Source organism: Metabacillus malikii, assembly GCF_030813355.1.
Classification (GTDB): domain Bacteria; phylum Bacillota; class Bacilli; order Bacillales; family Bacillaceae; genus Metabacillus; species Metabacillus malikii.
The window spans coordinates 117,617-138,023 of sequence record NZ_JAUSUD010000004.1 but is presented as its reverse complement, the minus strand read 5'-3'; the positions used below and the strand labels follow the sequence as shown (position 1 = coordinate 138,023).

General features: G+C 34.0%; 15 protein-coding genes. 12 read left to right on the top strand and 3 right to left on the bottom strand.

What is annotated here, in order from left to right; genetic code table 11:
• The first annotated feature begins 92 nt into the window (after positions 1-92).
• From J2S19_RS06105 to J2S19_RS06060, 10 genes are all read left to right on the top strand, one after another.
• Positions 93-2,183, top strand: coding sequence for a choice-of-anchor I family protein (locus J2S19_RS06105; RefSeq protein ID WP_307338767.1), 2,091 nt, complete (start codon positions 93-95; stop codon positions 2,181-2,183).
• A 373-nt stretch (positions 2,184-2,556) separates the two neighbouring features.
• Positions 2,557-2,772 carry a hypothetical protein gene (locus tag J2S19_RS06100; protein WP_307338763.1) on the top strand — a complete coding sequence of 72 codons (216 nt, stop codon included), beginning with the start codon at positions 2,557-2,559 and terminating at the stop codon, positions 2,770-2,772.
• Between the two features lie 610 nt (positions 2,773-3,382).
• Complete coding sequence (locus J2S19_RS06095; RefSeq protein ID WP_307338760.1) at positions 3,383-4,456, top strand: branched-chain amino acid aminotransferase; 1,074 nt, start codon at positions 3,383-3,385, stop codon at positions 4,454-4,456.
• 533 nt (positions 4,457-4,989) lie between these two features.
• A complete protein-coding gene (locus tag J2S19_RS06090; RefSeq protein WP_307338757.1) occupies positions 4,990-5,925 on the top strand; it encodes a VanW family protein in 936 nt (311 codons plus the stop codon).
• A 140-nt stretch (positions 5,926-6,065) separates the two neighbouring features.
• On the top strand, positions 6,066-6,887 hold the full coding sequence (locus tag J2S19_RS06085) for a Cof-type HAD-IIB family hydrolase (RefSeq protein WP_307338754.1): 822 nt from the start codon (positions 6,066-6,068) through the stop codon (positions 6,885-6,887).
• Positions 6,888-7,016: 129 nt separating this feature from the next.
• Entirely contained in the window at positions 7,017-7,808 is a 792-nt protein-coding gene (locus J2S19_RS06080; RefSeq protein WP_307338750.1) for an HAD family hydrolase, read from the top strand.
• Positions 7,809-8,015: 207 nt separating this feature from the next.
• Positions 8,016-10,250, top strand: coding sequence for an AAA domain-containing protein (locus tag J2S19_RS06075; protein WP_307338747.1), 2,235 nt, complete (start codon positions 8,016-8,018; stop codon positions 10,248-10,250).
• Positions 10,251-10,534: 284 nt separating this feature from the next.
• Positions 10,535-11,257 (top strand): cytochrome c biogenesis CcdA family protein, encoded by a 723-nt coding sequence (locus tag J2S19_RS06070; RefSeq protein WP_307338744.1) that lies wholly within the window; start codon positions 10,535-10,537, stop codon positions 11,255-11,257.
• A 64-nt stretch (positions 11,258-11,321) separates the two neighbouring features.
• Positions 11,322-14,534 carry a DEAD/DEAH box helicase gene (locus tag J2S19_RS06065; protein ID WP_307338741.1) on the top strand — a complete coding sequence of 1,071 codons (3,213 nt, stop codon included), beginning with the start codon at positions 11,322-11,324 and terminating at the stop codon, positions 14,532-14,534.
• A gap of 210 nt (positions 14,535-14,744) precedes the next feature.
• Positions 14,745-14,972, top strand: a complete 228-nt coding sequence (locus J2S19_RS06060) for a hypothetical protein (RefSeq protein ID WP_307338739.1) — start codon at positions 14,745-14,747, stop codon at positions 14,970-14,972.
• Between the two features lie 107 nt (positions 14,973-15,079).
• Here the strand turns inward: J2S19_RS06060 and J2S19_RS06055 are convergent, their stop codons facing one another.
• Positions 15,080-16,078, bottom strand: a complete 999-nt coding sequence (locus J2S19_RS06055; RefSeq protein ID WP_307338737.1) for a hypothetical protein — start codon at positions 16,076-16,078, stop codon at positions 15,080-15,082.
• A 258-nt stretch (positions 16,079-16,336) separates the two neighbouring features.
• On the opposite strand from J2S19_RS06055, the gene J2S19_RS06050 reads away from it, so the two are divergent.
• The gene (locus J2S19_RS06050; protein ID WP_307338734.1) at positions 16,337-16,591 is read left to right on the top strand and encodes a hypothetical protein; all 255 of its coding nucleotides are present in this window, start codon (positions 16,337-16,339) and stop codon (positions 16,589-16,591) included.
• A gap of 43 nt (positions 16,592-16,634) precedes the next feature.
• Here J2S19_RS06050 and J2S19_RS06045 read toward each other — a convergent pair whose 3' ends face one another.
• Both J2S19_RS06045 and J2S19_RS06040 read right to left on the bottom strand, forming a co-directional pair.
• Entirely contained in the window at positions 16,635-17,348 is a 714-nt protein-coding gene (locus J2S19_RS06045) for a 3'-5' exonuclease (RefSeq protein ID WP_307338732.1), read from the bottom strand.
• Between the two features lie 6 nt (positions 17,349-17,354).
• Entirely contained in the window at positions 17,355-19,268 is a 1,914-nt protein-coding gene (locus J2S19_RS06040; protein ID WP_307338731.1) for a DUF294 nucleotidyltransferase-like domain-containing protein, read from the bottom strand.
• 474 nt (positions 19,269-19,742) lie between these two features.
• On the opposite strand from J2S19_RS06040, the gene J2S19_RS06035 reads away from it, so the two are divergent.
• Positions 19,743-20,390, top strand: coding sequence for a peptidylprolyl isomerase (locus tag J2S19_RS06035; RefSeq protein ID WP_307338727.1), 648 nt, complete (start codon positions 19,743-19,745; stop codon positions 20,388-20,390).
• The last annotated feature ends 17 nt before the right edge of the window (positions 20,391-20,407 follow it).

The window sequence follows — 20,407 nt, the reverse complement described above, 5'->3', positions numbered from 1 at the left end:
AAACATTACATAACTTTCAAACTAGCTTAATAACCCTCCTGTAAGATTCTGATGTCTACATAAATTTATCAAGTATTATAAAGGAGGAAAATATGTCAAAGCTTCATAGATTTATTTCAAAGTCAATTATTACAGCTGCATCTTGCGCACTCTTACTATCACCCACATATACATATGCTGCTGAGAACCTAACAAGACATGTACATCACTCAAATGAATCGGTACATGTCGAATTATTAGGTCGTTACACAAGTGGTGCGGCAGTCGGAGATGGAGGTACCGAAATCGTTGCCTATAACGAGAAGACATTCCAAGCATATTCAGTTAATGGCGCTGCTAAGGCACTCGATATCATTGATTTATCTGTGCTTGCTAAAGGTGAACAAACTCTTCCACGTCAAAAACAAATCACCCTTGCAGATTTAGGTGTTGAAGCATCTGATGTGACAAGTGTAGCCATTCATCCGGATGGTAACTATATTGCAGTAGCTGCTCCAGCAAAAGAAAAGGTAAATGCTGGGTTTGTTGTGTTCCTTTCAACTGATGGGGAGTATCTATCACATGTTAACGTAGGTTCATTACCTGATATGCTAACATTTACGCACGATGGAACAAAGGTACTTGTTGCGAACGAAGGTGAGCCAAACGATGATTACACCGTTAACCCAGAAGGAACAGTAAGTATCATAAATGTTGCCTCTGGACCTGAAAATGTAACATCTAACAGCGTAACAAATGTTAGCTTTCCAGATGAAGTGATTGATGAAAATGTACGAATGGTGCATGAAGATAGTACTAATCAACAAAACCTTGAGCCTGAGTATATTGTCGTAGACAATCAAGATCGATTTGCATATGTTGCGCTCCAAGAGAATAACGCAATTGCCAAGTTAGATATAAACAATTCGAAAGTGGTTCAAGTAAAAAGCCTCGGCTATAAAGACCATTCAATTGACAAAAATAAACTTGATGCATCTGATAAAGATGACCAAATTAACATACGGAACTGGCCAATTTTATCAATGTACATGCCTGACGGAATGGCAACCTATAGTGTAAATGGACAAACCTATATTTTGACAGCAAATGAAGGAGATGCCCAAGATTATGATGGTTTTTCAGAGGAAGAAAGGGTAAAGAAGTTAAAAGACTCCTATACGTTAAACGCTGACTTATTTGAAGGTTATACCCAAGAAGAGCTTGACAAAATGATTGAAGAAGGTCTGTTTGAAGACCACCAATTAGGGAGATTAAAAACAACAATTTCTGCACCAGTCAATGGGTCAGGTAATTATGAAGCAATTTATGGATACGGGGGACGTTCCTTTTCAATTTGGAATGCTGATTCACTAACGATGACATATGATAGCGGATCGGACTTTGAAGAAATAACAGCAAAAGTATACCCAGATTACTTTAACACTAGCAACGATACGAATGAATTTGATTCACGCAGTGATGATAAAGGTCCGGAACCCGAAACTGTTACGATTGGACAAGTTCAAGACCGACAATTCGCCTTCATCGGATTAGAAAGAACAGGCGGAATTATGATTTATGATATTAGTAACCCTGCTCATCCAAGTTTTAATCAATACTTCTCAAGTCGAATCATCAGCGAAGATGAAAATGTAACAACTGCTAATGCTGATGTCGCACCAGAAGGACTGACATTTATTCCTTCATCTAATAGCCCAACTGGACAAAATATATTATTAGCAGCACATGAAGTCTCTGGTACAATTGCTGCTTACCAAATTGGTATCGAAGTAAAAGAGCCTGTAAATGAAGAAGAACCACCAACAAATAACGACAATCAACCTGAGGAACAGCCTACGAAGCCTGTAGATGGCAACGAAAAACCGATAAATGAACAACCAAAAGACGATACAGCTAATGAGCCAAATGAAGAGAATAGCAACGAAGAAGAAACCGAAGAAAAAGATAAAGAGAAAGATGAACAGCCTGCCATAAAAAATAACAATTCGTCTACAAAATATGAGTTGAACAAGAATAGATTTGAACCTAGCAACAAACAAGATACTACTACTAGTTCGAGCAAGGATAACTCAACAGGAAATAAGTTACCCGATACAGCAACACCTACTTATAATCTGTTAATGATTGGACTTATCCTCCTCGCATTTGGAGCAATTTACATGAAACGCAAAAAAGAAATCTAAATATGTTATGAAGGCAGCCATTCAACATTGGCTGCTTTTTATATAAATTTATGACACTTAGACATAATGTATACCTTATCTAGATACCCTTTTTTAAAAGGTTGACTTATCGTAGGGAGATGACCTGAAGTTTACTTGTTCGTGCCGCAAGGAGCTATGAGGCTCAACACCCACCCCGCGGAAAGCGAGTACTGCAAGAAGAAACCAACCCAAAACGGCAACTAAGTAAAAAGCAAGAATGTTTGCTAAATCAGCCTTTTAAAAACATACTTACAGGTTAAATATATAATCATTTTTATAAGCATAACAAAGAGGATAAAAACATAAAAAACATCAAAGACTATGTAAAAACGCATAAAGGAGTTCTCTAACCGTGAAAACAGTAACATTTACAGTACAGCATAAGAATGTACAAGCATTTCAGCAATTAGAATCCTCATTATTAATGATTGAAGGTGTTGAAAGAGCATTAATCGATGTAGGTGATGGCGATATTAAAGTGGAATATAACGAAGATACAACGAATGTTTCAGCAGTTATTGATACGATTGAAAGAGCTGGAACTGAAATAAAAGAAGTACTTTATTAGATTCTTTTCATGAAGGGTATAGCTTATTTTATGTTATTTTAATAGTTGGTTGGAGTAATTCCGGGAAAACCTTCCATATAAGAAAAGGTAAAAAGCAACAGTTTAAATGCAGACATATAATTTTCAGGGAAACTATATACAGTTTCTCTTTTTATATTTCACAACGCAGTGTTCAAATGACATTTAAAAAAGTACAGCTATATTTCACAAATCTACCCTTAAATGTTTCGATCACGTTAATCTGATTCATAGAAATTAGTGCGTTCATTACTATTATTAATTGATGAGAGTAATAACCTATAAATAATTATTCCTTAAAAAAGTAATAGGAAAATTTGTAGAATATAATTCTTTTTCATTAAATAACTACCCATTCTCACATTAAAGTGACTAATTATCTCTTGCATTATTGCAAAAAACTATATATAAATAGTATAAAAATTATGAGTTTTTATATTTTTATAGATTATTTTGAATCTTTTGTCGAAAAACAGTTGTTAATTATACGAGAAAAGTTATAAAATAGGTTAACAGATATTCTCGTAGTAGAGAAAGTTATTATTTCGATAATAGCTACTTTTATTATTATATTGAAGTGGGAGAGTTAGCTATGGAAAATAAAATCAACATTACACTTAGTACTACTAGAAAAGAGAAACCAAATCCTGAAACATTAGAATTCGGGCGTGTATTTACTGATCACATGTTTGTAATGGATTACAGTGTGACAAAAGGATGGTATGATCCACGAATCGTCCCTTACGAACCAATCTCATTAAGTCCATCAACGATGGTTTTTCATTATGGTCAAACCGTTTTTGAAGGTCTTAAAGCATATCGGACAAAAGAAGACGAAATCTTTCTATTCAGACCTGACAGAAATTTCCAAAGGATGAACCAATCAAATGACCGTCTTTGTATACCACATATTGACGAACAATTTGCACTTGAAGCATTAAAACAATTAGTAGCTATTGAAAAAGATTGGGTACCTAATTTGGAAGGAACATCACTTTATGTTCGCCCATTTATTATCCCTACTGAATATTATCTTGGTGTTGCACCATCAAAATTTTATCGGTTCATGATTATCTTGTCTCCGGTAGGATCTTATTATAAAGAAGGCATTAAGCCCGTGAAAATTTATGTGGAAGATAATTATGTGCGTGCTGTTAAAGGTGGTACTGGTACGGCAAAAACTGGCGCAAATTATGCAGCGAGCTTAAAAGCACAGGAAAAAGCTGAGAAGAACGGTTATTCCCAAGTTCTTTGGTTAGACGGTGTCGAGAAAAAATATATCGAAGAAGTTGGCAGTATGAACATCTTCTTCAAAATTAATGGTGAAATTGTTACACCTGCTCTTAATGGTAGTATACTAGAAGGTGTTACACGTAACTCAATCATTCAATTGTTAAAACATTGGGGACTTACAGTTCATGAGAAGAGAATCTCAATGGAAGATGTGTATAATGCATATAAAAATGGCCAGTTAGAGGAAGCATTCGGAACTGGAACAGCTGCAGTTATCAGTCCAATTGGTGAGTTTTATTATAACGATGTGCAAATGGTTCTAAATAACGGAGAAACCGGTGAAATTTCTAAAAAATTATACGATACACTCACTGGAATCCAAACGGGTACACATGAAGATCTATTTAATTGGGTAGTTAAAGTAACAGAATAATTATGTAGTTAAAACGACCGCTGAGAAGCGGTCGTTTTTATTACACTACATTTTTAATGAAAATTTAAATAATTTTTCATTTAGCTGAAAAAAATGAAACATTTGCATTACCTGATTCGTCTTACTGTTAGAAATAAAAACTTAAAATTTGTCATGAATTTGATACTTTACATCTATAAATATAGTAAAATAATAATTAATCTGTTAATGATTCACATCCTAAATTTTAGGGATATTCTTACAAATAAGCTGTATATATACTTACTTCACTTCAATTTACTAAACACACATTCGTGAATTGTACATTAATATGAACATCTGAGATATGATAGGGACTTCATTTAACATTAACAGAGTGTGAATCCAATCAGGAGTTTTTGATTTTAACATTTTTTTACATTTAATAATGATAATTAATCCAGTTATAGAATAAGATAAAATTGGTTGATGTATTACTAGACGGAGGGGTCTTCAAAAAGTATTAACTCTTTTATAAAAGAAACAATATCTTAGTGGGAAATGTGGGAGAGAGAATGTACAAAAAATATGTATCTTCATTATTTATGATTTTATTAGTTACAGGATGTAGTTCAGGTGTCACAAATGGCAACAAGGATGAACCATTAACGGCTAGTGCTATGGGTACGAATAGCTTTCAATTAATTGAAAAATCGATTGAACATAAAGTTGATTTACTTCATCCAACTACTCAAGAAACACTATACTCATTTAATCCAAAGATTAAACCGAATACTGAAGAATACGAAAAAGAATTAAAAAGTATTGCTAGTAACTTGGCTAACGATTTAGATAAACCAATGGTACCTGCAAAATTTTCAAACGGAAAACTTACACAGGGACAAAAACGTGTTGTTCTCGATGAAGCAAAGCTAGTCGATTCCTTAAAAAATATTCGTGCACTCGATAAGACTGTAATTCTTCCTGTCGAAGAAGAAGCACCAAATGTCACCGAAGAGACAGTAAAAGGTATTGATGAAGTTGTCATCGGTTCTTATAAAACTACGTTTAATGCAGGGGTAGAAGGTAGAACGAAAAATATTGCTTTGTCAGCAGGAACGATAAATCAAATCGTATTAGGCCCAGGAGACCGTTTTTACTTTAATTTAGTTGTTGGAGAACGTACGGTTGAAAGAGGTTATCAAAAGGCTATGGAGATCGTTGACAAAGAATTTGTTGAAGGAATTGGTGGCGGTATATGTCAAACTTCATCGACACTATATAATGCTGTGACAGCTGCAGGATTAGAAGTTATTGAAGTTCATTCACATTCCCGGTCAATTGGGTATGTACCTCCAGGAAGAGATGCAACAGTATCCTGGAATGGTCCGGATTTTAAATTTATGAATAATAAAGATTATCCTGTGATGATTAAAACAATCGTTGATACAAACGGTGGCTCCATTGAAGTTCAAATTTTAACATCAAAACAAGCTGCTGCGAAACTATAAAACTTTTAAACTTAAACGATGCTGACTTCTCCTAATAAAAAGAAGTCAGCATTTTTTATTCTATTTGATAAATTACTCCCCATAATAGCGCTTTTTGTAGTACGATAATAAGTACTTGTATACAGAAAGGGTTATGAAGGATGACATATAAAATGATCGTATTAGATTTAGATGATACACTACTTCGCAACGACCACTCCATATCTGACCGAACAAAACAGGCCTTAATGGAAGCACAACAAAATGGAGTCAAGGTTGTACTAGCTTCTGGCCGTCCTACATTTGGAATGAAGCATATTGCTGATGAATTATTATTAGCTGAATATGGAAGCTTTATTTTATCATTTAATGGCGGGAAAATAATTAATTGCCAAACAGGTGAAGAGATATTTAGCAGTACTTTATCACCAAACCAAGCGCATTCATTATTTCATTTAAGTCAACGAGAAGATGTATTTATTCATACATATGTTGGTGATGAAATTATTACCGAAAAAGACAACCCATTTACAGCGATAGAATCTGAACTAACAGGATTACCGATTAAGGTCGTTCCGAGTTTCAAAGAAGCAGTTACAGAATCTGTAGTAAAAGTACTAATGGTAGATGCCCCAGAAAAAATGGCAGTTGTTGAAAAAACGTTACAAAAGGAATTAAAGGATCAATTTAGTGTAATGCGTTCGAAGCCTTTCTTCCTGGAATTCACGGAAAAAGGAGTGACAAAAGGGACAAGTCTTAATCAGTTGATACAGCTCTTAAACATAAAGCAAGACGAAGTTATTGCAATTGGTGATAGCTACAATGACCTTGCAATGATTGAATTTGCAGGTCTTGGAGTAGCAATGGGCAATGCTCCAGATGATATAAAGCAAGCTGCAAATTATGTCACAGATACAAACATGAACGATGGGGTCGCTAAAGTCGTTGAAAAATTTATTTTGAAGGAAAAGGTTCAAATATAGCTCATTTAGTTTTTTCAAAGTTTAGAAGTTTCAACCCACTATTTACAACTCTATGAAAAATCGGTTAATCTATTGAAAGAATAGTGGAAATATTTCGTATTACCGTACATAGAACTGGAGGCAACCACATTGATTAAAGCGATATTTTTTGATTTAGATGATACATTATTATGGGACCAGAAAAGTGTTCAGGAAGCTTTTATTACAACTTGTAAACTAGCAGAAGCTGAATTTGGTATTGACGCGAATAAACTAGAAGAAGCAGTTCGTCATGAAGCAAGAGAGCTATATTCTTCATATGAAACGTATGAATTCACACAAATGATAGGAATTAATCCTTTTGAAGGGCTATGGGGCAACTTCCTTGATGATGAGGAAAACTTCAAAAAGATGGCTGCCATTGTACCAACATATCGTAAAGAAGCATGGATTAGGGGACTGAAGGCATGTGGAATCGATAACAGCGTGTTCGGAGCTAAACTAGCTGAAGAATTCCCTGCTAATCGCCGTAAAAGTCCATTCGTGTATGATGAGACGTTTAGCGTTTTAGATAAGTTAAAAGAAGATTATCGATTATTATTACTTACAAACGGTTCACCTGATTTACAAAATACTAAGTTAGAAATCACACCAGAACTTGTACCGTATTTCGAACAGATTATCATCTCCGGTGCGTTTGGAAGAGGGAAGCCTGACCCAACAATTTTCGAGCATGCTTTAGAAAAAATGCAACTTTCAAAAGACGAAGCAATTATGGTTGGTGATAATCTAATGACAGATATTTTAGGTTCATCCCGTATTGGCATGAAGAATGTTTGGATTAATCGCCATGATAAAGAAAGAAACGAAGTAGTTCCTACCTATGAAATTACACATTTGGAAGAGCTTTATCCAATCTTAGACGAACTTAATAAGAAATAAACTTCTATAAAGGAGGTTGAAATTACGATAATTTCAACCTCCTTCATTTATGTTGTTATCTTTCTTTAATTTTGAATGGCAAGCATCTCATTAATCGTATACAATCATAATGTGTTTTTTAGTTCCCCATTACACTTTCCTAGATTTTTTGATCAGAATCCATTAGTATGGCTAATATATACATGAAAGTACGAGGATTAGTTAAGAATGAAATCAACAAATTTTTATCTCAATGTTTGGCAAAAAGCATTACGGGCCGAAATTAGTCATCTAAAAAAATATGGCAGCTCTAAATACGTATTAAAAAATGGTCAACCAATGACAGCATCTAATGGGACCTACACTTATTATTTTGAAACAACCCAAACGACTAGAATTCCCAACGGATCGAAAATTTCAATTGAACCTATTGCAATGACGGGTAGAATATTATCTTCTGAAGGTAAATCAATTATAATAGCGGTTGAAGCCCCAATAGGAAGTTTACAACAACTATATCTAGTATATGATCCATGGGAATTATTAGATCAGTTGCATGACCGTTTGGATGAAATAAAGGAAAGTAAACAGAAACGAACACGTATAAAAAAACTTATGAATCCCCCATTAGAAGTGAAACATCCTACAGATTCCATCTCATCAAATGTGCATGAGCTTGTTTTAAGAAGCAAATATAATCCTGTTACATTCGTTTGGGGCCCTCCAGGTACTGGTAAAACATATACCCTCGGCAGAGTCGCAGCAAATAAATATTTTAAACATAAAACTGTCCTAATACTTGCACAAAGCAACCAGGCTGTAGATGTATTAATTGCTGAGACAACTCAATTCATTCATAAAAAGGGGAAATTGAAACGAACTGGTGATGTTTTACGTTACGGTGCACATACAGAAAAATCTACTCATTTTATGACAACTAGTGAGCTGCTGAACATCCATAATCCAAGTCTCGCAACAAATCGCCAAGCACTAATAGAAGAGAGAAAAGGCCTTAAAGAAACGTTAGGAAATTCTTATACCAATAGAGATTCGGAACAGTTACTTAAGCTAGAATTAAAATTATCACAAATGCATGAAAAGATTAGAGAACAGGAACTAAGTTTTGTCAACGATGCAGAAATTATCGGAACAACATTAGCAAAAGCCGCAACAGACCCAGCCATTTATGAGAAGCAATATGATTTAGTAATTGTTGATGAAGCAAGTATGGCATATGTACCTCAAATAGCATTTGCAGCTTCGTTAGCTAAGCGAACGATTGTATGTGGCGATTTTAAGCAACTACCACCAATTGCAACAGCAAGACACAAACTAGTGGATGAATGGTTGCGGGAGGATATCTTCCATAAAGCACAAGTTGTCAATTGGGTACAAGATAAGCAAAAACATTCTATTCATCCACATCTGTTCCTGCTAAAAGAACAAAGACGAATGCATCCTGATATTTCTGCATTTACAAACAAACATATATACAACTCATTGGTCGGAGATCATGAAAGCGTAAAACGCTCAAGGACCCCAATTGTTGAGCGTCCACCATTTGAAAATCTTGCATCGATTTTAGTTAATACATCCGGGATGGGCAACTATTGTCTGCGTGAGAAATCAACGAATTCACGCTTTAATATTTGGCACCTTTTGTTGTCATTCCAAGTCATCCATGAAGCATATCTCTCTGGGGCAAAATCAATTGGTTTCGTTACCCCATATCGGGCACAAGCTTATCTAATGGATTTACTATTATCTGACCTTTATGAAGAAGAGCTGTTAGAGGCTGACATCATTGCAGCTACAGTTCATAAGTTTCAAGGTAGCGAACGTGATGTCATGATTTTTGATGTTGTTGATAGCTACCCTCAGGAAAGACCTGGTATGCTTTTAGTTGGAAAAGATAGTGAACGGTTAATAAACGTCGCGATTACTCGTACAAGGGGGAAATTTGTCCATATTTGCAACGAGCAATTTATCCGCTCAAATGTATATCGCAACAAGACAATTCACCAGCTCGTCAATCATCAAACTACCAATCAACAAATTATCCAATCGCGGCAAATTGGTTCATGGGTAAAAAACCAACATCCAAAGCTTTTATGGATTCATGCTAAAAAGCTTGAGAAGTTAAAAGATGATATTATACATGCTAAACATACAATATTCATTTATATACCTGACAGGAAGAAGCTTACACAAGAATGGAGAAACATATTAAATACACGGCATCCTTCTACAACACTTGAAGTATTCTCAACAAATGATGTAAAACAGAAAAATAAAACTGACACATCAGTAGCAGTGCCATTTCCTTTCATCATAATTGATAAAAAATATTTGTGGTTAGGGTTACCATTCGAAACAACTATGCATGTTCAACCACCATATATTGCGGCGAGACTACATTCTAAACAAGTGATTGAGTACGTCTTATCAGAAATAGTTATTTAAATTTCAACAATTACATGAACATAATAGTATTTAATTTAACCGTACCTTATGATAAGGTTAGTTTTACATGTACTAAAAATGTTGAGTAATACTTTCACCTAAACCATACAGTTTAAACAATCTACTTTAAAATAAATGAGAATATGCTAAACTGATATCAGCAGATAATTCCTGACAAACAAGGGAGTTCTCTGCTGATTTCCAATGTACTAGAGCGTAGGAGATAATAGTCATATTTTCGTTATTAACTAGGATTGACTATTATATGACTTAAGGGGGCTATTATGGAAAATATTACATTTATTATGGCTTTTTCAGCTGGTTTACTTGCTTTTATTTCACCATGCTGTTTGCCATTATATCCATCATTTGTTTCATACATAACAGGAATGTCCATTAGTGAATTAAAAGGTGACAAAGACCGTCGCCATAAACAAACGATTTTACTTCATTCCATCTTTTTTTCTCTAGGATTTTCCGTCATATATTATATATTAGGCTTTTCGTTTAGCAGTATCGGAACACTGTTTAAAAATAATCAAGACTTAATCAGAATGTTGGGTGGAGTATTTATTGTTTTAATGGGACTCTTTATGCTAGAGGTATTCCAGCCGAAATTTATGATGAAAGATACGCGTGTTCAAAGAAAAGGGCGGAAAGTTGGTTTTCTTAACTCATTTTTAATTGGCCTAGGATTTGCTGCAGGGTGGACACCTTGTATTGGACCCATTTTTGGTGTAATCATGTCTGCAAGTATACTTAATCCATCACAGGCATTTATTAATATAACTGCTTATTCATTAGGCTTTTGCCTCCCATTTATATTATTAGCGTTCTTTATTGGTAAGACAAAATTTATCGTTAGGCATTCACAAAAGCTAATGAAAATTGGCGGAGCTATCATGATTATATTTGGTATATTGCTGTATTTTGATAAAATGACATTTTTCAATATTTGGTTTTCAGATATTCAATATCGAATTAATGATTGGCTAGGCTCTCTATAAAGTATAATAAAAGGTATCTTGTGCCTGTTATAGCAGTGGGCGCCACGCGTGGAAGGGAATCAAAATGAATCAATTTGCTAGTGAAAAACTAATTAAAGAATTATGCGGGGAGCAATCCTTTAAAAGGGGCAAACAATATAATAAAAAAGGGCACGTATCACTTATAAACAGTGATGAAGATCCATTCGTATATAAAGCGGTTATTAAAGGAATAGAGAATTTCTATGTAACCATACAAAAAGAAATGGGAAAAATTAAGGCAGAATGCAACTGCCCTAAGTTATCTTCCTTCAACAAGCATTGTCAACATGTTGCAGCAACGTTGCTTTTCCTTAATGATACGACTAAACGAGATTCTTCTTATCAAGAAGAGTCTCTTCCAACACATACCTCATCTCAATCTTCTAATAGATCTAAACCAGACTTGCTACATTTATTTTCACCGAGTTCCATAGCTCCTAAAAATAATCAGCACTATATAGAAGATCGAAAATTATTGAAGACGGAATTTATCCTGAACATTGAAGACCAATACGACATGCTAAGTATTCGTCTTCGTATTGGGAGCGATAAGTTGACTGAAGTAAATATAAAGCAGTTTTTAACCCATTATGAAAAAGGTCAACCATTTATAGTGTCTGATGATTTTACTTACCATAATAAGCAGTTTTTTCTACAACGAGAAACAGACAAGCTTATCAAGCAATTACTGACAATATTTAAACAAGAAACATTTTATACAAAAAATGTAGCCACTACTACACATAGCGACAACTCGGCAAGACTTTATCTTCCGCCAAGCTCATTTGAAACGGTACTTCCTCTACTCATAGCGGCACCTTCGACGAAGCTCGTCTATGAAAATCAGCACTATGAAGGCGTTACAAAATGTACCGAAACATTACCCATATCGTTTTCATTCGATTATAAAAATGGTGATAATAATTTCCGCTTGAAGATATACGGTATAGAAAAACTTAAATTCTTGCACCTTTATCAAATAATATTTATTGAAAATAAACTAGTTATGTTAAAAGATACGCATTTTCATTTACTTGCAGAGTTGAGAAATATGGTCGAAGAACATGAAGGAAGTCATTTTCTACTATCAATAGAGAAACTTGAAGAATACACGACAAAAGTAATTCCAATAATGAAGCAGCTTGGTAAAGTAGAGGTATCACAGACTTTCTCACCGATACTGAAAGGTAACCAATTAAAAGCTAGACTATATCTAGATAGAATAAATCATAAGCTGTTAGCAGGTTTAGAATTTCAATATAATGACATTATTTTAAATCCTCTAGAAATAGACTATGAAGAACAAGCTTCATCGATTGTAAGGGATGAAGAAAAAGAGAAACGAATACTAGGACTATTGGAAGAGAGTATGCTATCTAAAACAGAAGGCGGATATTTCTTACAAAATGAAGAATTAGAGTATCAGTTTTTACACAATATGATTCCTCAGCTAAAATCATTTGTTGAGATATTTGCAACTTCTGCTGTTCGAGCAAGATTATTCACAAAACCTGTTTACCCTTTTTTTCGAGTAGAGGTCGAAGAACGAACAAATTGGTTATCAATTCAGTTTGACATTAATGGTTTAAATGAAGAAGATATTCGAGGGATATTACAGTCACTCGAGCTAAAGCGTCCATATTATAAATTAACAAGCGGCTCCTTTTTGTCATTAGAAAACAAGGAGTTTGAAAAAGTTGCTCGATTTTTAGAAGGCCTAGAGCTAAATCACGATGACCTTCAAAAAGAAATTCACCTGCCAATTTTATATGGAATACAACAATTAGACAAATTGGAAGATAAAGCAGTTGTAAAACTCGGCAAGAAATTCGAATCGTTTTTACAGAATTTACGAACACCAAATCAAGAACAATATGGTGTTCCACCTAACTTAAATGCCACTCTTCGGGATTATCAAAAAATTGGTTTTAACTGGTTAAAAACATTATCTAAATATCAATTTGGTGGTATTCTTGCTGACGACATGGGCTTAGGCAAAACAATCCAAGCAATTACATTTATTCTTTCTAATGTATCAGAAATACGACATCTGAAAAAACCTGCAGTTATTGTATCACCTTCTTCACTTATTTATAATTGGGCAAATGAGTTGAAGAAATTTGCACCTGAACTTAGAGTGATGGTCGTTGCCGGAACAAAAAAAGAAAGAAATCATATATTTAACCAAGCAGGGGAGTACGATGTACTAATTACGTCTTATCCGTTATTAGTAAAGGACAACAACCATTATAAAGATAAACAGTTTCATACACTCTTTTTGGATGAAGCACAAGCAGTTAAAAACCCCTTAACTCAAACTGCTAAATCCGCAAGAATGGTTGTTGCCAAAAACCGGTTCGCGTTAACAGGAACTCCTGTCGAAAATTCTTTAACTGAGCTATGGTCCATATTTCAAATTGTTTTTCCTAGTTTGTTTCCTAATCGTAAAGCGTTTCTACATTTACCACGAGGAGTAATTGCTAAACGGGTAAAACCTTTCATATTACGTCGAGAGAAAAAAGATGTTTTACAAGAGCTACCGGCAAAGGTTGAAAATAAATTCTTCTCTGACCTCTATCCAGAGCAGAAACAACTTTATCTCGCTTACTTAGCCAAATTAAAGCATGATAAATTTAAGCATCTTGATAAAGAAACGATACAAAAAAACCGGATTAAGATTTTAGCTGGAATCACACGTTTACGCCAAATTTGTTGTCATCCAAGCTTATTTATTGATGATTATGATGGTAGGTCTGCAAAGCTCGATCAATTAATCGATATTATAAAAGAATGCCATAGTACAGGTAAAAGAATTCTTATCTTTTCACAATTCACGAAAATGCTCCAGCTAATTGGGGCTGAAATAACTAAATTGGATTTTCCATATTTTTATTTAGATGGCCAAACAGCTTCAGCTGAGCGAATCGAGTTATGTAAAAGATTTAATAATGGTGAAAGAGAAATTTTTTTAATTTCGTTAAAAGCAGGGGGTACTGGACTCAATTTAACTGGTGCAGATACAGTTATTTTATACGATTTATGGTGGAATCCTGCGGTTGAAATGCAAGCAGCTGACCGTGCACATCGAATCGGACAAACTGAGGTCGTCCAAGTCATAAAGCTAGTAACGAACGGAACAATAGAAGGGAAAATGAACGCACTCCAAGAGCGAAAGAAAGGGCTGATCGAAGACATCATTCAATCTAGTAAAAGTCCATCTATATCCGACGAAGATATTATCGATTTATTAAGTTAGAGAAGAGTTTACTATTAATGCTTCCAAAATAGATAAAAACGTACAGGGTTAAGACTCCGTGTTACTTTTTATTGTACAAAATATTTGTGCTAGTTTTTCGCACCACGAGTCCCACAATATCGGGGTGGGTGGTAATCCAACATAGTATAAATGCTCTATTAATGAACATCCTACAAATATGAGTTTTACTAAGGAAAAGGAGCTTTGTACATGGAATCATTTCAAATACTTTCAATGGTTGTTGATGAAGGTCAATATGACGAGCAACACGTCACAGCTCAGGTAACACATGATGGGAAGGAATACAGTGTAACATTTGATAAAGATGATTTTGAACTAATAAATGCTTGGATTTTCGAGAAAGAAACGTCACTCCCAGCAAATTTATCAGACGAGGAAATTGAAGTAATCCGCAATGAAGTAAGAGGAAGGTTATGAGGAGACTCCTCTGACAATAGGCCTGACCCATAAAACATAAAGAATATGGTTCATATCTGTTCTAAATGCTTATGATGGGTCAGATTCTATTAATGACAATAATTCTTTTATATACCTACAGTAATTTTTTCAGTTTCAAAGCCTATTGATGTCGAGAGATCGACTACATCAAGACTAAATGATAGATAGTTCGAATCATTTTTTTCAATGGCTTGTTCAATATTAAAGTGTAATTCCGAGATATCATCGTTTACTGTAATTTCATAAAACTCCATAACGGTACTTCCATACTCATTTTTAATATCATGTAAATGTACATTTAAGCGATAAGCGATATTTGCTTTTTTCGTAATTTGATAGCTAACCAGATTATCAGTAATATTTGTAAAATGTGGCATTTCGATTAATCGAGAAGGTTCCACACTTAAGCCACTCTCCAACTCAATCATCTCAATTAACGGTTTATTTTCGAGAATGTTAGGTATATTCTGATTTTCGTGTTCTGTACGCAAGTAAAATGGTTCATGATCAGTAAATGTTTTACTATTCATTTCCGATGTTGAACCGAATAGAAGGACATAATCATCTGCAAATATTTCTTGTGGATAGTTCGCGTGATGCTCCTCTTTATAATTCCAGAATGCATCCCAACGAATTGCTTCATGTTCTAAACCGCGGACCACACTCCACTTAGAAAATGGAAAATGATGAGATGGAAAATAATAATATGCAAAATGATGACCATATTCATGTGATAGTGTATCTCGATAGTCTTCAACATGAACATATTTATCGCCTTGATATAGTGTAATAGTCTTTGAAAGTGCCTGATAACTGCCCTTTGTATTAGAAGCCTGATGCTTATCAGGGTAAATTTTAACCGCTTTTAACTCTGTTAATTCTTCTCCATGTCCATTCTTTAAAAGCTCTACATATAACTCCTGTAACTTCCTCTGATCCCAATTCGATGAATAACTAGTGAATTCAATCCCTTTTGGAGTTAAATATGTTTCATAGGTAGGATAGGAACGACCCTCAGATTGAAAGCTTAATAGAAAAGGCAACAAAAATATCAATATAATAAAAACTCTCATTTTAACTGGCAATTTTGTCACTTCCTTTCCATCATTTTAACATGTAATCGATAGCTTGAAATTGGTATCATTTGTTATCAGTATTGAATAAATTAGCCTGATTACAATGAATGGTATAGGTAGGATGAGTCTTCATTTGAAATAAATTTTAATTGACAGTTTAATATTTCCATATAAAAAATTTCAAAAATATCTGTTCAAAATCACGTATTTCATGTATGATATAAATAATCAGAAAATACTGAAAACTACAATGTGAGGTGCTTTTAAATGAAATTTATCCATGTTCCTTTTGAAAATCTTCTTGATACAAATCCCTATGTACATTATTTGCAAGAAGGAGACCTTTTGAAGAAATCAAATAAAGAAATCATTTTGAAGCATTTACATGAACTACCTCGAGATTTTATGGAAATGACACTCTTTGATATTGATGGTTGTGGCTCTATTTATACATTCTCACATATTATTACTGAAAAAAGTGATGGAGCAGAAACAATATCGGCAATCTTTAAGAAGCTATAAATCTACTATAAAAATAAAAAAGAGGATGTTACGTCCATCGACGTCATCCTCTTTCAATTTCATATGTTGTAGTTGAATCAATCATCTCTTTCATTAATTGAACAAGCTGTACAAAAATTTCAGCGGTCATTATTGCGTCATTTAACGCATGATGTCGTTCACGTTCATTAATTCCTAATCGTTTAATTAAATGATCTAAATAATTCTTTTTATCCGTATACATTTGATTAGCAAGCTTGTGTGAATCTATGTAGGTTGGATTGAAATTTGGCAATTTCCATTTTTTAATACTAGTCTTTAAGAATTCAACATCAAAAGTTGCCGGATGTGCAACCAAGACAGTTCCTTGGCTATATTCAAGAAATTTCTGGAGACCGACCGGAAATAACTGTGCATTCTGAACAGTCTCCATTGTAATTCCGGTCAATTGCTGAACTGATTTTGGTACTTTTTTAAAAGGCTTTAGAACAGTATAGAAGGCTTCATCATATTGAATCTTATAATTTTGGACCTTTATTGCTCCAATCGATAAAACTTCATCACCAATTTGTGGGAAAAAACCAGTTGTTTCTAAATCAAATATTGTATAGGTAGTTGAAGAAAAATCATCTACTGTTACTCCTATTTGACTCTCTAGAAATAATTCAATTGAATGCGCTACATTTTTTAATTCGAAATGATTTAACTTACGCCGATGCATTTTAAAGAAGAATTGATCCCATAAATAATATTTAATAATTTGTAAATCATACGGCAAACGTCACTACACCACCCGGTTTCTGTTGAAGCTGATTTTCGTGACTTGCTGCATACGGTGAGCGATTTGCAGAGCCTCTTTAAGCTTCAGACGATCTTCCTTTTCTAAGTTCATAATGTTTATATCATTCGTTGTCATTTCACCAAGTTCAAGCTCCAATAAATTTTGCTTTAAGCGATAATAATGTAAATAATGTAGAGCAGTTTTTGCATTGTCAACATCACGAGGATGCATAGCATGCAGTTTCTTTAGTGCATCAAGTCGCTTTATTGTACTAACTTCACGGATTCCATACTTAATCGCATTAATACGAATGGAATAGATAATTTGTGTTAATCCAGTTTTTTTCACATTAATCTTTTTATTTTTTTGTTTAATTTGCACAATACCAAACGGATGTGCTGATATTTTAAAGCGCAACGCATCTTTCATTAATAGTTGCTGTAATGTATTGGAACGCATTGCTTTTTCAGTAATAGTCGTACGGATATCTTCGGCCAGGGAGAAATCACCATATATTGGCCGAAAATCATAAAACATCGTAAATTTCTGAATTTCCTCGGCATCTAATTCCTTTTTCCATGTATCGATTTCTTTTTTCCATGAAGTTGATGATTTCCTCCACTTATTTTCCCGAGCCATAATGCCACCACTACATTCCGTAAAACCAATTGCTGCAAGGTGGCTATTTATCTTAGTTGTGAAGATGTTAAAATACTTCTCGATTTCTTCCTTATTATGGAGATGCTCATAATCATGTAATATCATACCGTTATCTTGATCTGTACGAAACCCTTGCTCTCTACGTGCTTGACTGCCCATTATAATAAAGCAGTAATTGATAGGAGGCAAACCATATCCTTCAGCTTTCATTTCACTTTCAGCTAATTTCAAAACTTGACGATAGAGGTTATCATTATGATTTGTAATCACTTCCGCAATATCATAAGCATACGTATCTTTCTCCATCAAGCTTTTAATAAATGTGTGAAGTGTTTGATTAACCAAAGGTCCTTCGTTAACAAGTTCCTTAACAGATTTACCATTTTTTACATGATAAGTTAAATCTAAAAAACTTGAATCCTGTAATTGCAGAAAGGAACGACTTGACAATGTTCCAATTACTTTATCGTAATGAACAACAGGAATAAATTCCAAAGATTTATTTTTTATAAATGATAATGCTTCATATGCAAATGCTTCTGCATGCACATAATAGGGTTCAACATTTACCCAATCTCTTACTTTATTACTATAAATATCTTTTGCCACGTATTGAATGATATTTCCGATAGTAATGATTCCATATTTCATTGGCGGCTTCTCACTTACAATTAAACCAAGCACATTCTTATCCTTCATTAATTTAGCTGCTTGCTCCATAGTTGCTTCAGGTGAAATGAAAACAGGAGTATCCATCCATGTATTGACACGAGAAGTAAGTAAATGAACATTATCTCGTTCGTCATCACTCGTTTTGTTTTTCATTTCATCATATAATGATTTCGTTCTTTCACCGATACTTTCCCAAATAACTTTTGAGAAGTCATTATTCCTTGTCATCATTTCAAAGAAATGTTTCTTATTTAGTTTAAAAACTGTACAATCTTCTAAAGCTTGCACTGAAAAGTTTAATGCTCCATTCGTAAACATCACCATGATTCCGATAATATCTCCCGGATAGTAATAACGAAGTGATAATTGTTTGCCATTAGATTGGTGTAATATATTTTTTGCTAATCCTGAAACAAGAAAATATAAATCTAATTCTTCAACCGATTCATCCTCATGAAAAATAAACTCATTTTTGGAGAATGTAACCTCCGTTGCTTTATCCGTCATCTCTTGTAGTTGGTAGTCGGTTAACAATGAAAAAGGATAGAAATCTCTCAGAAGATGTTTTAATTCAGTTATCGCCATGTTAATCGCAACCTCCTAAAAACGTATACGTTAACCGTAACATAAATGATGAATGATGTGAAAGGGGAGGGATAGCCTATCTCTTAAGTATGATAAGAGTTTCAGTTTAATCTACGATGAAATAAAATATCGATAAAATAGGTTTCACTGTAGCTTCATTGAATTTTGAAACTCATTATAATGTTCTAAAACCAAGTTCATAATGTGTACAAAAAGAAATTAAGCGAACGTGGTGATTTTAGTGTAATTTATTTGCAGTAAAGTTTTGTTTAGATATAATCAATATTCTATCTATTAAAGATTAATGATAAAATTTGCTATAGTATCTGATAATATTGCAAAACTAAAACAGGGTTCATTGAGAGAAAGTACGACAAGGAGGAATTCAACCAAAACTACTAATAGTAAGTAGCAACTATGTTTACGATAACAGCAACAATTAAAAGAAGTTCGAAAATAGGAGGGAATAAAACAATGAAAAATTTATTAAAAACCTATCTGATTACAACAGTAGTATTTATCCTATTGCTTATCGCAGGTTGTGGGAAGGCAGAGGAAGAAAATACTGCAACAACGACTAAAAAAACAACAGTAGAAAAAAATCCAATCGTTACAATTACGATGGAGAATAACGAACAAATGAAACTAGAATTATATCCAAATATTGCTCCAAATACTGTACATAACTTTATCTCACTTGTTGAAGGTGGATTTTATAACGGCTTAACCTTCCACAGAGTCATACCTGATTTTATGATTCAAGGTGGCGATCCAAATGGCGACGGTAGCGGTGGACCAAATTATTCGATAAAAGGGGAATTTTCTAAAAACGGTTTTGAAAATGATTTAAAACATGAACGCGGCGTTATTTCAATGGCTCGTGCGCAAGCTCCTGATTCAGCTGGATCCCAGTTTTTTATTATGGTAAAAGACTCCACACATTTAGATGGTGAATATGCAGCGTTTGGAAAAGTTATTGAGGGCATTGAGGTAGTAGATAAGATAGTAAGTGTAAAGAGAAATGAAAACGACAAGCCATTAGAAGACCAAAAAATTAAAGAAATGACAATTGAAACATTTGGCGTAGAATACCCACAGCCCGATAAAATAATGAATGATTAACTGTTATGAGGGTAAAA

What these genes read in the sequence shown, in the direction of transcription:
- J2S19_RS06105 (WP_307338767.1), top strand. Translation starts at nt 93, where the DNA reads ATGTCAAAGCTTCATAGATTTATTTCAAAGTCAATTATTACAGCTGCA.
- J2S19_RS06095 (WP_307338760.1), top strand. Translation starts at nt 3,383, where the DNA reads ATGGAAAATAAAATCAACATTACACTTAGTACTACTAGAAAAGAGAAA.
- J2S19_RS06090 (WP_307338757.1), top strand. Translation starts at nt 4,990, where the DNA reads ATGTACAAAAAATATGTATCTTCATTATTTATGATTTTATTAGTTACA.
- J2S19_RS06085 (WP_307338754.1), top strand. Translation starts at nt 6,066, where the DNA reads ATGACATATAAAATGATCGTATTAGATTTAGATGATACACTACTTCGC.
- J2S19_RS06075 (WP_307338747.1), top strand. Translation starts at nt 8,016, where the DNA reads ATGAAATCAACAAATTTTTATCTCAATGTTTGGCAAAAAGCATTACGG.
- J2S19_RS06070 (WP_307338744.1), top strand. Translation starts at nt 10,535, where the DNA reads ATGGAAAATATTACATTTATTATGGCTTTTTCAGCTGGTTTACTTGCT.
- J2S19_RS06065 (WP_307338741.1), top strand. Translation starts at nt 11,322, where the DNA reads ATGAATCAATTTGCTAGTGAAAAACTAATTAAAGAATTATGCGGGGAG.
- J2S19_RS06060 (WP_307338739.1), top strand. Translation starts at nt 14,745, where the DNA reads ATGGAATCATTTCAAATACTTTCAATGGTTGTTGATGAAGGTCAATAT.
- J2S19_RS06050 (WP_307338734.1), top strand. Translation starts at nt 16,337, where the DNA reads ATGAAATTTATCCATGTTCCTTTTGAAAATCTTCTTGATACAAATCCC.
- J2S19_RS06040 (WP_307338731.1), bottom strand. Translation starts at nt 19,268, where the DNA reads ATGGCGATAACTGAATTAAAACATCTTCTGAGAGATTTCTATCCTTTT.
- J2S19_RS06035 (WP_307338727.1), top strand. Translation starts at nt 19,743, where the DNA reads ATGAAAAATTTATTAAAAACCTATCTGATTACAACAGTAGTATTTATC.